The 14597-nt window shown below is 57.6% G+C and carries 13 protein-coding genes; 9 read left to right on the top strand and 4 right to left on the bottom strand.

From position 1 onward, the window contains the following. Window positions 1-837: an EamA family transporter gene (locus ACQZ5F_RS07030; protein ID WP_137084077.1), complete on the bottom strand. Its 837-nt coding sequence runs from the start codon at window positions 835-837 to the stop codon at window positions 1-3. A gap of 927 nt (window positions 838-1764) precedes the next feature. On the opposite strand from ACQZ5F_RS07030, the gene ACQZ5F_RS07025 reads away from it, so the two are divergent. The 3 genes from ACQZ5F_RS07025 to ACQZ5F_RS07015 all read left to right on the top strand — a co-directional run bounded on the left by ACQZ5F_RS07025 (window position 1765) and on the right by ACQZ5F_RS07015 (window position 3913). Further along, window positions 1765-2199 (top strand): CoA-binding protein, encoded by a 435-nt coding sequence (locus ACQZ5F_RS07025; protein WP_046800327.1) that lies wholly within the window; start codon window positions 1765-1767, stop codon window positions 2197-2199. A gap of 74 nt (window positions 2200-2273) precedes the next feature. Beyond that, entirely contained in the window at window positions 2274-3557 is a 1284-nt protein-coding gene (locus tag ACQZ5F_RS07020) for an O-acetylhomoserine aminocarboxypropyltransferase (RefSeq protein ID WP_225339921.1), read from the top strand. Window positions 3558-3571: 14 nt separating this feature from the next. Further along, on the top strand, window positions 3572-3913 hold the full coding sequence (locus tag ACQZ5F_RS07015) for a cupin domain-containing protein (RefSeq protein WP_046800325.1): 342 nt from the start codon (window positions 3572-3574) through the stop codon (window positions 3911-3913). Between the two features lie 20 nt (window positions 3914-3933). Here the strand turns inward: ACQZ5F_RS07015 and ACQZ5F_RS07010 are convergent, their stop codons facing one another. Next, window positions 3934-4248 (bottom strand): ArsR/SmtB family transcription factor, encoded by a 315-nt coding sequence (locus ACQZ5F_RS07010; protein ID WP_225339920.1) that lies wholly within the window; start codon window positions 4246-4248, stop codon window positions 3934-3936. A gap of 102 nt (window positions 4249-4350) precedes the next feature. Here ACQZ5F_RS07010 and ACQZ5F_RS07005 point away from each other — a divergent pair, with 102 nt between their 5' ends. After that, a complete protein-coding gene (locus ACQZ5F_RS07005; protein WP_225339919.1) occupies window positions 4351-5109 on the top strand; it encodes an SDR family NAD(P)-dependent oxidoreductase in 759 nt (252 codons plus the stop codon). A gap of 20 nt (window positions 5110-5129) precedes the next feature. Here ACQZ5F_RS07005 and ACQZ5F_RS07000 read toward each other — a convergent pair whose 3' ends face one another. Beyond that, window positions 5130-6377, bottom strand: a complete 1248-nt coding sequence (locus tag ACQZ5F_RS07000; RefSeq protein WP_225244325.1) for a cytochrome P450 — start codon at window positions 6375-6377, stop codon at window positions 5130-5132. Window positions 6378-6466: 89 nt separating this feature from the next. Beyond that, on the bottom strand, window positions 6467-7714 hold the full coding sequence (locus tag ACQZ5F_RS06995; RefSeq protein ID WP_225339918.1) for a GGDEF domain-containing protein: 1248 nt from the start codon (window positions 7712-7714) through the stop codon (window positions 6467-6469). A 454-nt stretch (window positions 7715-8168) separates the two neighbouring features. Here ACQZ5F_RS06995 and clpP point away from each other — a divergent pair, with 454 nt between their 5' ends. From clpP to hupB, 5 genes are all read left to right on the top strand, one after another. Continuing rightward, window positions 8169-8801: an ATP-dependent Clp endopeptidase proteolytic subunit ClpP gene (gene clpP / locus ACQZ5F_RS06990; RefSeq protein WP_046800320.1), complete on the top strand. Its 633-nt coding sequence runs from the start codon at window positions 8169-8171 to the stop codon at window positions 8799-8801. A 292-nt stretch (window positions 8802-9093) separates the two neighbouring features. Further along, entirely contained in the window at window positions 9094-10371 is a 1278-nt protein-coding gene (gene clpX, locus ACQZ5F_RS06985) for an ATP-dependent Clp protease ATP-binding subunit ClpX (RefSeq protein ID WP_003521528.1), read from the top strand. Between the two features lie 197 nt (window positions 10372-10568). Further along, window positions 10569-10937: a VOC family protein gene (locus ACQZ5F_RS06980; RefSeq protein ID WP_046800319.1), complete on the top strand. Its 369-nt coding sequence runs from the start codon at window positions 10569-10571 to the stop codon at window positions 10935-10937. Window positions 10938-11318: 381 nt separating this feature from the next. Next, complete coding sequence (lon, locus tag ACQZ5F_RS06975; RefSeq protein WP_046800318.1) at window positions 11319-13736, top strand: endopeptidase La; 2418 nt, start codon at window positions 11319-11321, stop codon at window positions 13734-13736. A gap of 287 nt (window positions 13737-14023) precedes the next feature. Continuing rightward, the gene (gene hupB / locus ACQZ5F_RS06970; RefSeq protein ID WP_003496481.1) at window positions 14024-14299 is read left to right on the top strand and encodes a DNA-binding protein HupB; all 276 of its coding nucleotides are present in this window, start codon (window positions 14024-14026) and stop codon (window positions 14297-14299) included. Window positions 14300-14597: the final 298 nt, after the last annotated feature.

The following is a 14597-nucleotide window of genomic DNA, read 5'->3' as shown; positions in this document are numbered from 1 at the left end:
TTAGCCCAGTCTCATGACCAGAACGCCTGCTGCTATGATGCCGCCGGCGAGATAACGCCAGATGCTGGCGCGTTCTTTCAGGATCACGACGGAGATGACAAGCGCAAACAGGATGGAGGTTTCCCGAAGTGCTGCGACGACCGCAACGGGGGCCTTGGTCATGGCATAAAGCGCCAATCCGTAGGAGAGGATGGAGCCGCCACCGCCGATCAGGCCGCGCCACCAGTTGCGCCGCACATGCGCCGCGACGGCGCTTGCCCCGCGTTGGTAAAAGGCGAAACCGAAAAGCAGCACGGGCGGTAGCAGCGACATCCACAGCGTATAGGAAATCGCATTGCCCGAAAGCCTTGCGCCGACACCGTCGACGAAGGTGTAGGAGGCGATGACGAAGGCATTGATGAGCGCAAGGATGATCGCTTTTCCGCCGCCACGCCGCGCCTCGAAGGCGAGCGTCAGGATGCCGCCGGAAATGATGGCTATCCCGGCAAGCGCCAGCGGGCTCAGGACCTCGCTCAGGAAAAGGCTGCTCGTCGCCGCGACGATCAAGGGCGCCACACCGCGCATGACGGGATAAACGAGGCCGATATCGCCGATCGTATAGGCGGCAGCGACAAGGCGGAAATAGGCAAATTGCAGAATGGCCGAAGCGAAGAGGAATGGAATGGCGACAGGAGCCGGAAACGGCAGGAAGGGCAGAAAGGGCAGGGAGCAAGCGGCAGCACCCGCCGCAATCAGTGAGGCGTCAAGTGACTTGTCTGAGCCGGATTTGACCAGCGCATTCCATCCGGCATGCAGGATCGCACCCAGGAGAACCAGAAGAAGAATGTCGATTGTCACAATAGAGACTCGCTCGCGGGCTACTTTGCGAAACCTATAGCATGGGGTTTGACGACCGAAATCCATTTTCGATGGAGGCCGCGAGGCGTTGTGGGCGCTTTGTGATCATTTGAAAACGATTGCGGGTTTCGTCTGATCATCCGTGCAAATATGTGGCCCTTCCGCCGATAATGACGCGCGTCAAATTTCGGGTTTGTGCATGTCGCGGTACCTCCTGCTTCGGGGGCAACGTCGCTTTGCTCATGATTTCATCCGCGGGACGGGCATGCCGGCTCCGGATGCAAGGCTTTGGTCACGCCGGAGCTTGCGTGGTTTCTAAAAAATCAGGGCTATTTAAGCGGATATTTGGGTTTCATTCGCATTTCTGGCGGCGTGGATGAGGCTATCAATTTCAGCACCGGTTTCTTTCATTATTTTGAAAATAAATTTCATATCCGTGTAAAATAGCAAGCTGTAACGTTGTAGATTTGCAGATAGATTGATTTACAGAATAACTTTCTGAAAATTAGTCAACTCTAATTCATCGGTGAACGGAATGAAAACAAACAGGAGACGAATGGCGCATAAAATGCACGTTAATGGTGTTTTGACCGGCATTCCTTCGCGTAAGAGCCCTTTTGAAAACTGGATGAAAATACTCAATACCAGCTTATGCAGGGTGCTTTCGTGAAATCATTTTGCGTGAATGAATTGGCCGATATCGAGCGAAGAAAGGGCCACTTTCACGGGTTTTAGAGCCGGCAGGGGTTCAAGAAAGCGATGATGCGTCCTAAATGACTATAAAAGCAAGGGACAAAAGCAAGCACCGGTGGCGTGCAAATGTAACTGCGGATTTATGCAGGAAACGCGATACTCGCGCTGATCTCTCAGAAGGGGTGCCTGCCAGCATCTCTCAAACTGCGAGATGCGCCAAAGGGACAAGTTGACATGCAGCATGATACTTACGAACCGGACTATCTCAGAAAAATCCTGACCGATGTCAGGACCATCGCCCTGCTTGGCGCCTCACCCAATCCGGAGCGGCCGAGCCATGGCGTCATGCGCTTTTTGCTGTCGAAGGGCTACCGTGTGTTTCCGGTCAATCCCGGTCAGGCGGGCAAGGAGATACTGGGGCAGAAGGTCTATGCCCGGCTTGCCGATATTCCCGAACCCGTGGACATGGTCGATGTCTTCAGGGCACCCGAATATCTCTCAGTGATCGTCGAGGAGGCGATATTGCTGCCGCAGCGCCCGAAAGTGATCTGGGGCCAGTTATCCGTGCGCGATGACAATGCCGCCGCCAAGGCGGAGGCCTATGGCATGTCCGTAGTGATGGACCGTTGCCCTGCAATTGAGTATCCGCGTCTCAATATTGTGCGATAGTTGGCACAGATCGGACTTATCATTTTGCCGCAAGGCATTATGATCCCTCCAAAATTGTAATTGGAGGAAACACCATGTCGAGCAGCAATCCCGGTTTTTCAACGCTGGCCGTCCATGCGGGTGCACAGCCAGATCCGACCACCGGCGCACGCGCGACGCCCATCTACCAGACGACCGCTTATGCTTTCCGTGATGCAGATCATGCTGCCGCGCTGTTCGGGCTGAAGGAATTCGGCAATATCTATACCCGCATCATGAACCCCACCCAGGCGGTTCTGGAGGAGCGTGTCGCAGCGCTCGAAGGCGGCACGGCGGCGCTCGCGGTCGCATCCGGCCACGCCGCGCAATTGCTGGTCTTCCACACGCTGCTGCAGCACGGCGACAATTTCGTCGCCGCCCGCCAGCTTTATGGCGGCTCCATCAACCAGTTCGGCCACGCCTTCAAGGGGTTCGACTGGCAGGTACGCTGGGCCGATGCGACTGATCCGGCCAGTTTCGAGCGGCAGATCGACGAGCGCACCCGCGCCGTCTTCATCGAAAGCCTCGCCAACCCCGGCGGCACCTTCGTGGATATCGCTGCAATTGCCGAGATTGCCCACCGCCACGGCCTGCCGCTCATCGTCGACAACACCATGGCAAGCCCCTATCTGCTGCGACCGCTGGAACATGGCGCGGATATCGTGCTGCATTCACTGACGAAATTCCTCGGCGGCCACGGCAATTCCATGGGCGGCATCATCGTCGATGGCGGCACGTTCGACTGGTCGGCGACGGACAGATATCCGGCGCTGTCGCAGCCCCGGCCGGAATATTCGGGCGTCGTGCTGCACCAGACCTTCGGCAATTTCGCTTTTGCCATTGCCTGCCGTGTGCTTGGTCTGCGTGACCTTGGCCCGGCCATCTCGCCCTTCAACGCCTTCCTCATTCTCACCGGCATAGAAACCCTGCCGCTGCGCGTTCAGCGCCATTCCGACAATGCGCTCGCCGTCGCGAAATGGCTGAAGGCGCATCCGAAAGTTGGCTGGGTGCATTATGCCGGGCTGGAGGATAGTGACAACTACGCCATCCAGCAGCATTATTCGCCAAAGGGGGCAGGTTCGGTCTTCACCTTCGGCGTCAAGGGCGGTTATGCCGCCGGCAAGGCGCTGGTGGAGGGGCTGCAGCTTTTCTCGCATCTCGCCAATATCGGCGATACGCGCTCGCTCGTCATCCATCCGGCCTCCACCACCCATGCGCAGCTGACGCCGGAACAGCAGACGGCGGCCGGCGCCGGGCCGGATGTGGTGCGCCTGTCCATCGGTATCGAGGATGTCAAAGACATCATCGCCGATCTCGAACAATCGCTTGCGAAAATCTGAGAGGGCGGCCCGCCATGACGAACTTGCTGACATTTGATGTTTCAGTCGAAGCGGAGCATGGCGCGCCTGCGCCGGAACGGCTGATTTTCGGTGACCCCAGATTTACCACCTGGAATCTGGAGGAAGCGCCGGGCGGCATCTATGCGGGCATCTGGCAATCCACGCCCGGCAAATGGCGGGTGGTCTATGATGAATGGGAATATTTCAACATTCTTGAAGGCCATTCCATCCTGACGGAAGATGGTGGCGCGCCGCGCCACCTGAAGCCGGGCGACCGGCTCGTCCTGCAGCCCGGCTTTACAGGCACCTGGGAGGTCGTGGAAACGACAAGGAAGGATTACGTCATCCGGCTTTGATAGCGGGCTACCGCCGCGCTTTACAGCCGGTCGAAGGATATAATCGACCGCATAAGCCCCGGAAAACGTGCTTCCAGATCATCGTGGCGCATGACGTTGATATTCTCGACGCCCTGTTTGTGTGTGCGTATTATTCCTGCTTCGCGCAGGATACGCAGGTGGTTGGAAAGCGTGGACCGTGGCATATCCGGGCAGGGTGCTGCACAAGCGCAATTCTGCCCGGCTTCCACTTCCCACAATTTCCGAACGATACCCATGCGGGCGGGGTCGCCGAGTGCGGCCAGCATGGCGGTGAGCGATATGTCGTCGCGGGCGGGATGAAAAAACTGAACCATATAACGGCTCTAGCATAAGGCTTGACAGGCTTCAATATTTCAATAAAACCGAAATACCGAATTATGATAATTCGGAAATTTTGATATTTTCAGGAGATTGCAATGTCTGGAATATTCAACGGGCAGGTCGTCGTCGTCACAGGCGGATCGACGGGGATTGGTTTTTCAGTTGCGAAGCTGTTTTTGGAAGGTGGCGCCGCTGCTGTTTATGTAACTGGCCGTAGTTCGGCCAATCTCGATGCCGCAGTCGCCAGACTTGGAGCGCGCGCAATCGGCGTCGTTTCCGATGTTGCGAAGCTGTCGGAACTCGAACAGCTCAAAAGCCGTATCGAAGCTGACGGGCGGGCAGTGGATGTTCTGGTCGCCAATGCCGGCATTGCGGAAAACAACGATCTTGGCGCAACTCACGAAGCGCTCTATGACCGGATTTTCGACATTAACGTAAAGGGCGTGTTCTATACGGTGCAGACGTTGTTGCCGGTGCTACGGGACGGCGGTTCGATTGTGCTGACGGGTTCGATCGTCGGTAACAAGGGTATGGAAAAACTGAGCGCTTACAATGCTTCAAAGGCGGCGGTCCGCTCGTTCGCCCGCAGCTTTGCCAATGACCTGAAGGCGCGGGGAATTCGTGTCAATACGGTCAGCCCGGGTGTCACCCGCACGCCGATCATGGAAAATGGTCTTAAGATGGACGATGAAAAGATCGCCGGTTTCGAAGCCTATCTGAAGGACGCAGCGCCGATCGGCCGTATGGCCGACCCTGACGAAATTGCCGAAGCAGTACTGTTTTTGGCGTCAGCCAAGGCCAGCTATATCACCGGCGTGGAACTTTCCGTTGATGGTGGTTTGGCTCAAATCTAAGGGCGACCTCGCCCCCCTATTCACCACGCCAGATCAAGCCGTTCCAGACCATGGAAATGGTAGACGTCCTTGACCTTCGGCGGCTCGGCGATCCTGAGACCCGGCAGGCGTCTGAACAGCAGCGGCAGGGCAAGATTAAGCTCAAGCCTTGCCAGCGGTGCGCCGATGCAGAAATGGATGCCGGCGCCGAAGGAGACATTGACTCCCTCGTTCCGGTCCGGCTTGAAGGCCAGCGGGTCGGAGAATTTTGCGGGGTCGAGATTGGCCGCGGCCAGAATAAGGCTGACCTTGTCGCCGCGTTTGAACGTCACGCCGTCTATCTCGACGGGTTCCAGAACCCAGCGCTGGAAAATATGGACCGGCGCGCAGATACGCAGCGTCTCTTCAATCGTGCGCTCCGTGGTCGTCTCGTCGCTGAACAGGGTGTCAGGCGAGATACCGCTTTCCAGAATGATGCGGACGGAATTGCCGATCTGGTGCACGGTCGCCTCGTGCCCGGCATTCAGAAGCACGATGGTGGTGGAAATCAGCTCGTCATCGGTCAGATACTGGCCCTTGTGCTCCGTGTGGATCATGTGGCTCAAGAGATCGTCTTGCGGCTCCGCTCGCCGTTCCGCGATCACGCTGCGCACATAGTCCGAAAATTCCTTCGCTGCCTTGTCGGCAAGAAGCTCGTCCTCGGCAGTGCGTTTGAACATGTACATGCCGACATAGGCATGCGACCATTTCAGAAGCTGCGGCCCCATTTCCTCAGGAATGCCGATCATGCGGGCAATCATCGTCACCGGAATGATATCGGCATAGGTGGAGAGCAGTTCCGTCTTGCCATCGGCTTCGAAGGCGTCGATCAGGCGGTTGGCAAGCTCTTCGATTTCCGGCTTCATCTTATCGACATGCCGGGACACAAAAGCGCGGTTGATGAGCGTGCGCAGCCGCGTATGTTCCGGCGGCTCCAGTTCCAGCAGCGAATGTTGCTCGGCAGCATCGAAGTGCTTCACATGCTCCAGCGGCTGCGCAAGGCCGATTTCCTCACGGCTGGCCACATGCAGGATCTGTCTCCCGAAACGGCGATCGCGCAGCAGCGCGCTGACATGGTCGTATTCGGTGAAGAACCATTGCCGCTGCTCTTCCCAGTAAAAGGTGGGACATTGCGCGTGAAGCGCCGCATAGACCGGGTTCGGATCGTTGTAGAAAGCCGGGTCGCGGGCATCAAGTGAAACGCGGCGCGTGGCGGGGTCGATGGTGAGGAAGGGAAATGTCGCTGTCATGCTCAAGGTTTATTCCGCGTCTTGTGCTTTGGAAAGGGTGGGGAAAAACCGCCCCCTGTTTTTCCGCCTGTCGTCGCATGGTCGTCATGTCACCGGCTGGCGATGGCCGATATGCGGTTCAGCGCCGCAACCTGTCGGTCGGCATTATTGTCCATCGGATTTTCGTCCCGGTCCGGGGAAGGGACGACGACATTGGCTGAATTCACGTGGATGACGGTCCTGTTGCGGCCGGCCTTTTTCGCCGCATAGAGCGCACGATCGGCTTCCGTCATCATCACGCTGAGGTCGGCATCCTTGATCATGGCCTCGGATATGCCGACGCTGGTGGTGACTTCGATACCTTCGCCGCGTGAACTGATCTTGGAAAGACGCAGATTGCTGCGGATGGCTTCCGCCAGCGTTACCGTGCTGGATGGGCTTTCGACTTCGGCGACAAGCGCGAATTCCTCGCCGCCCATTCTGACGAACAGGCCGCGATCGCCAATGACACGCTGCGCCATGTCGCAAAAATGCACGAGCACCGCATCGCCGGACTGATGACCGTATTTGTCGTTTATCTTCTTGAAATGGTCGATGTCGAACAGCACCAGCGCCACATAGCGGTCGGAAGCCGGCGACCGCTTCTTGATGCGCTCGAACTCCTCCAGAAGACCGCGCCGGTTGAGAACGCCGGTAAGGTGGTCGGTCATCGCAAGCCGGTGCAGGCGGGCTTCCGAATCTTCCATGATGATCTTGGCGCTAATCATGATGATGACGGTGAAGCCGAGAATGCCTGAAAAGGCGAGCGGCGACGTCAGCGCGACGGCACCGGGAGACGTGACGTCGCCGGGAATGACGACGGATGCGATGATGGCGCCGAAAAAGGCCTGCAAAATGAAAATAGCGGCAAGAACCTTGCGGCTCAGCGATGCCCGGCTCCTGTTCGCCAGAACGACGCCGGCCAGCATGAAGTAAGCGACCGCGGCACAGGCATGGTAAAGCAGGATACGCGAAACCATGCTTTCCCGCACCGGCGGGATGAGCATGCCAGCCACCCACAAGAGCGCGGGAATAGCGATCCAGCCTGCTAGCTTGCGCTGTTCGAAGGAGAGAAGGCCGGCCAGCCAGAAACCGAAAGCTGAAAGCGCCAGCGTGTTGCCGGCTTCGATCGACAGGTAATTGGGAATGTCGCCGCGCAGGGCGACAAGAATGGCGCCGATCCCGGTCGAAAGGAAACCGGCGGCGAAATAGAGATTGTGCTGGCGGGCAGGGCGGTGCAGCCACAGGGTTCCCAAAAGGACGGCAAGGGTGAACGTCTCCGACGCCCAAAGCAGCATGCCCGTTTTTGCATCCAGCATTGCAAGATCCTATCTGCGCTATCATGCCGTGAAAGCGGACCCTGCGGCACCATGTGCGCAATACCCGCCGGAATTGTTGAGATGCCATTTCACCCGAATGGGCCGCCCGCTTCCTGACGGAAACCGGAAATTCGCCGCGCAGTATCAGCAGTAAATCCCTAACGAGTTCTTGCCGGTGAGAAGTTATATCTGTGCATGGTCACGGGTTTTTGCATTTGCGGGTCACTTCGATGGAAAATAACGCCGGCAAGGGCATGCGGTTCGAGATGCGGCCAACGGTTTGAAGCCATTGCCGGCAGAGGCTTCAAACGCCTGCAATCGCTGTTGAGCCGTTAAGGATATGCGGCTTCGTGTCTTGAAGTACGGGGCAGGGACACTCTATGTAGGGAGTATGAAGGTTAGAAGTGATTCCGGAGCGGTTTTCCGCGAAGGGCAGAGTTGACAAAGGACGGACATGAAAAATCCAGTTGATACCGCCATGGCTCTGGTGCCGATGGTCGTAGAGCAGACCAATCGCGGCGAACGCTCCTATGACATATTTTCCCGTCTTCTCAAGGAACGCATCATTTTCCTCACCGGTCCGGTGGAAGACCAGATGGCTTCGCTCGTCTGCGCACAGCTGCTTTTCCTCGAGGCTGAGAACCCGAAGAAGGAAATCGCGCTTTACATCAATTCGCCAGGTGGCGTCGTGACCGCCGGCATGGCGATCTACGATACGATGCAGTTCATTCGCCCGGCTGTCTCAACGCTCTGCGTTGGTCAGGCCGCATCGATGGGTTCGCTGCTTCTGGCTGCCGGTGAAAAGGGAATGCGCTTTGCAACCCCGAACGCCCGCATCATGGTGCACCAGCCTTCCGGCGGTTTCCAGGGACAGGCATCGGATATCGAGCGTCACGCCCGTGACATCATCAAGATGAAGCGTCGCCTGAACGAAGTCTACGTGAAGCATACCGGCCGCACGCTCGAAGAGGTTGAAAAAACCCTTGATCGCGACCATTTCATGGATGCGGACGAAGCGCAGAATTGGGGTGTGATCGACAAGATCCTCACCTCGCGCCAGGAAATGGAAGGCGCCGCCGCGAATTGAGGCGCGCCGCTTTTTGACGTTTGTTTGATCCCGCAAAAGTAATTTCGGGGCTTTCAACCGCAACAGAAAGCGATATTAGTATATATTAAGGCTGTGTTGAATTTTTATGACGTGGCCTTTGGTTTGATGGGGAATTCGTTGCAGCCGGTTGTCAGCTCCTGTATCTGACACGGCTAGTACCCCGGGAAACGAGGCGGATACGGCAATGCACCCCAAGGCGAGCCGTATCTGCGGGCGGTAAGTTGACCGCGATCCGTTTGGCGGACCTGCGGCGTGCTGGAAGGAAAGAGATATGAGCAAAGTCAGCGGCAGCAACGGCGGCGACTCTAAGAATACACTCTATTGTTCATTCTGCGGCAAGAGCCAGCACGAAGTCCGGAAACTCATTGCCGGGCCGACGGTATTCATCTGCGATGAATGCGTCGAATTGTGCATGGACATCATCCGCGAGGAGAACAAGACATCTATGGTGAAGTCGCGCGAGGGTGTTCCCACCCCGCAGGATATCATCAAGATTCTCGACGAATATGTCATCGGTCAGAAGCAGGCGAAGAAAATCCTGTCGGTGGCCGTTCACAACCATTACAAGCGCCTCGCGCACGCCTCCAAGAACGGCGATGTCGAGCTGGCGAAGTCGAACATCATGCTCGTCGGTCCGACGGGTTGCGGCAAGACCTATCTTGCCCAGACGCTCGCCCGCATCATCGACGTTCCCTTCACCATGGCGGACGCAACGACGCTGACCGAAGCCGGTTATGTCGGCGAGGACGTGGAAAACATCATCCTGAAGCTGTTGCAGGCTGCGGATTACAATGTCGAGCGCGCCCAGCGCGGTATCGTCTATATCGACGAGGTCGACAAGATTTCCCGCAAGTCGGACAACCCGTCCATCACGCGTGACGTGTCGGGCGAGGGCGTTCAGCAGGCGCTTCTGAAGATCATGGAAGGCACGGTCGCTTCCGTTCCGCCGCAGGGTGGCCGCAAGCATCCGCAGCAGGAATTCCTGCAGGTGGATACGACCAACATCCTGTTCATCTGCGGCGGCGCCTTTGCCGGCCTCGACAAGATCATCTCGGCCCGTGGCGAAAAGACCTCGATCGGCTTTGGTGCGACCGTCAAGGCGGAAGACGATCGCCGTGTGGGCGAGGTGCTGCGCGAGCTGGAGCCGGAAGATCTGGTGAAGTTCGGCCTCATTCCGGAATTCATCGGCCGTCTGCCGGTTCTGGCGACGCTGGAAGACCTGGATGAAGATGCGCTGATCCAGATCCTGTCCGAGCCGAAGAACGCGCTGGTCAAGCAGTATCAGCGCCTGTTCGAGATGGAAGATGTGGAACTGACCTTCCACGAGGACGCACTTCGCGAAATCGCCCGCAAGGCGATTACCCGCAAGACCGGCGCCCGTGGTCTGCGCTCGATCATGGAAAAGATCCTGCTGGATACCATGTTCGAACTGCCGACGCTGGAAGGCGTGCGCGAAGTGGTGATCTCCAATGACGTTGTCAGCGGCGTCGCCCGTCCGCTCTACATCTATGCGGATCGCCAGGAAGAAAAGACCAACGTTTCGGCCTGATCGGTTCCAGAAGAATAAAGCCCCTCGCAGCAACGGCTGCGGGGGGCTTTTCTTTGTGCGATGCCTGCCCGGCATTCGAGGAATTTCCGGGGACGACGTAAGCGCCTTGTGCCCGAATAATACGTAGAAACTAGGAGGCGGCGCGTTTTCGCTTTTCGTGGAGAAGCGGACATGCCCCTGAAATATCGGGTATCCTGATGAATCCAGTAACCGCAATCCTCATTCACGTGTCCGATCCCGCCGAAGGGTTGCTTTGGTACGGTAGAGCATTTCCGGAGGCGGTTGCATCGGTCAGCCTTCCTTCCGGCTTCGAGTTCCTGAGGATCGGCGATATCCAGCTGGAAATCGTTCCCGCTGATGAGAAGGTTTCAAGCGGGGCGGCAGGGTCTGTCGTCTATTGGTGGACGGAGGATTTCGGCCGGTCACTCGCACATCTGCGGGACGCGGGCGCTGTTCTTTATCGCGGCCCGATGAAAATCGATCAGGAACTCTGGATGTGCCAGTTCCGTGACCCCTGGGGCAACTGTATCGGCGTTCGCGGACCCATGGCCGCGGATACGCCATAACGCTCCTCACCGCTTGAGGCATCCCTGCGTTGCATCCCGACAATCAGGTGGAGGAAAGCTTCGTCTGCCATTTTGCGTTTGGAGCGGATTGCGCTTTGCTGATAAAGTCTTACAACTGATTTGCAGCGCGATGTGACGGAAATGTGAATTGCCGTCGGCGACCCGGTTCCTGATCCCTTGGGATAACCGGAAATGTCGGGAGTAATAGCCGGCGCTGGGTTTTGTTGAATTTCACGGTTCTGCCGGTGCGCGGGGCCGTCTCTTCCGGCGACTTGAAATCGGTGTTTCGAAACTCCACTTTCAGTCTCGAGAAATGAATATGCCGGACGCCCCAAGACGTTCGGCAAAGTGTCCCGAAAGGGACCATGGAAAGGAAATGATATGACGAACATCACGTCTGCGGCATCTGGCGGTACCTATCCGGTACTTCCCCTGCGCGACATTGTCGTTTTCCCGCATATGATCGTTCCCCTGTTCGTCGGGCGGGAAAAATCCATTCGTGCGCTCGAAGAGGTCATGGGTTCGGACAAGCAGATCATGCTCGTCACCCAGATCAATGCCAGCGATGACGATCCGACCCCGGATGCCATCCACAAGGTGGGCACCGTCGCCAACGTTCTCCAGCTTCTGAAGCTGCCGGACGGTACCGTGAAGGTGCTGGTGGAAGGCAAGGGCCGCGCCCAAATCGACGAATACACCGGTCGCGAGGATTTCTACGAAGCCTCCGCGACGCCGTTGCAGGAACCTGCGGAAGACCCGGTCGAGATCGAGGCGCTGTCGCGCTCCGTCGTTTCGGAATTCGAGAGCTATGTGAAGCTCAACAAGAAGATTTCGCCTGAGGTTGTCGGCGCTGCCGGTCAGATCGACGATTATTCGAAGCTTGCCGATACGGTTGCTTCGCACCTGTCGATCAAGATCACCGAAAAGCAGGAAATGCTGGAAACCGTCAGCGTGAAGCAGCGGCTTGAAAAGGCCCTCGGCTTCATGGAAGGCGAGATTTCCGTGCTTCAGGTCGAAAAGCGCATCCGCTCGCGCGTCAAGCGCCAGATGGAAAAGACCCAGCGCGAATATTACCTGAACGAGCAGATGAAGGCGATCCAGAAGGAACTCGGTGACGGCGAGGATGGCCGTGACGAGATGGCCGAGCTGGAAGAGCGCATCGCCAAGACCAAGCTTTCCAAGGAAGCCAAGGAAAAGGCCGAGGCGGAAATGAAGAAGCTTCGCCAGATGAGCCCGATGTCCGCGGAAGCGACCGTCGTGCGCAACTATCTGGACTGGCTGCTCAGCCTGCCCTGGGGCAAGAAGTCGAAGGTGAAGACCGACCTCAACAGCGCGGAGACGATCCTCGATCAGGATCATTTCGGTCTGGACAAGGTCAAGGAACGCATCGTCGAATATCTGGCCGTACAGGCGCGTGCCACCAAGATTCGCGGCCCCATCCTGTGCCTCGTCGGCCCTCCCGGCGTTGGCAAGACCTCGCTCGCCAAGTCGATCGCCAAGGCGACCGGCCGCGAATATGTGCGCATGGCGCTTGGCGGCGTGCGTGACGAGGCGGAAATCCGCGGTCATCGCCGCACCTATATCGGCTCCATGCCGGGCAAGATCGTCCAGTCGATGAAGAAGGCCAAGAAGGCGAACCCGCTCTTCCTGCTCGATGAAATCGACAAGATGGGCATGGATTTCCGTGGCGATCCGTCATCCGCACTGCTGGAGGTTCTCGATCCGGAACAGAACTCCACCTTCATGGACCATTACCTTGAAGTGGAATACGACCTGTCCGACGTGATGTTCGTAACCACGGCCAACACGCTGAACATTCCAGGCCCTCTGATGGACCGTATGGAAGTGATCCGCATCGCCGGTTACACGGAAGACGAAAAGCGCGAAATCGCCAAGCGTCACCTGCTGCCGAAGGCGATCAAGGAACATGCCCTGCGTCCGGAAGAGTTCTCGGTTACCGATGACGCTCTGATGATCGTCATCCAGCAGTACACCCGCGAAGCGGGCGTGCGCAGCTTCGAGCGCGAGCTGATGAAGCTGGCGCGCAAGGCTGTCACCGAGATCATCAAGGGCAAGGTCAAGTCCGTCGAGGTTACCGCTGCCAACGTTCCTGACTATCTGGGCGTTCCGCGGTTCCGCCACGGCGAGGCCGAGCGTGAGGATCAGGTCGGTGTTGTCACCGGTCTTGCCTGGACGGAAGTCGGCGGTGAGCTGCTCACCATCGAAGGCGTGATGATGCCGGGCAAGGGCCGCATGACGGTCACCGGCAACCTCAAGGAAGTGATGAAGGAATCCATTTCGGCAGCGGCATCTTATGTCCGCTCGCGCGCCGTGGACTTCGGCATCGAACCGCCGCGCTTCGACAAGAGCGACATCCACGTCCACGTTCCGGAAGGTGCGACCCCGAAGGACGGACCGTCCGCCGGTGTCGCCATGGCCACCGCCATCGTCTCCATCATGACCGGTATTCCGGTTTCGAAGGACGTGGCGATGACGGGCGAGATCACGCTTCGTGGTCGCGTATTGCCGATCGGCGGCCTTAAGGAAAAGCTGCTTGCAGCACTTCGCGGTGGCATCAAGAAGGTGCTGATCCCGGAAGAAAACGCCAAGGATCTGGCGGAGATTCCGGACAATGTGAAGAACGAGATGGAAATCATCCCGGTTTCGCGCATGGGCGAGGTGATCCAACACGCGCTGCTTCGCAAGCCGGAGCCCATCGAGTGGGACGGCAGCATCGAGACGCCGGTGATCGCCACGGTCGAAGGCGTCGACGACGCTGGTCAGACGATCGCGCATTGATACATGCATCGGTGCGGAAGCCGGAATCGGTTTTCGTAAAGAGCGGCGCATAGAATCAATGTGTTAGGTATCGGAAGACACCTGCGGTGCTTCGGCCCGCGCAAGTGATGCCAAATTGGCACGAATATGTGGAAGGCCGGCAGAAATGTCGGCCTTTTTTGTGAAAAAACCCGTAGACCCCTTGTTTTTCAGGCGATTCCAGCGCTTTTGAGTTGCTGCGCGCGGATGCGAATGTATTCTGCGCCGGCTTAATTTAGTCGTTTCAAACCATTGAAAGGGGTGGAAACATGAACAAGAACGAGCTCGTCTCTGCTGTTGCCGAAAAGGCTGGTCTCACGAAGGCAGATGCTGCTTCCGCTGTTGATGCCGTATTCGAAACCGTACAGAACGAACTGAAGAGCGGTGGCGACATCCGCCTCGCTGGCTTCGGCAGCTTCTCCGTTAGCCGCCGTGAAGCCTCCAAGGGTCGTAACCCTTCCACGGGTGCTGAAGTCGATATCCCGGCTCGCAACGTACCGAAGTTTTCCGCAGGCAAGGGCCTGAAGGACGCTGTTAACTCGTAAGGTTTCCGGAAGGCCGTGATGCCCGGCGGCGGGCATACGGTTTTTCAGGTTCACGAGGAAGCATGTTTTGACGCGCTCACACCATCAGCAGGCATGAAAAGGCCAGTCTTTCGAAAGTCTCTTTCGGGCAGGCCAGTTTCTCAGCCAGTATGGTGCGGATTGAAAGTCTCGATACGTGGCTGTGTAGCTTCCATCCGGACACACGGCGTTTCGATACGCGGAATGCGCATAAACACGAAAGCCCGGCCTTCATGGCCGGGCTTTTTGATTCACCCGACAGGAAATGTCATGCCACTGT

This window comes from Agrobacterium sp. 22-210-1, assembly GCF_053522525.1.
This window is presented reverse-complemented; position numbering and strand designations above follow the sequence as displayed.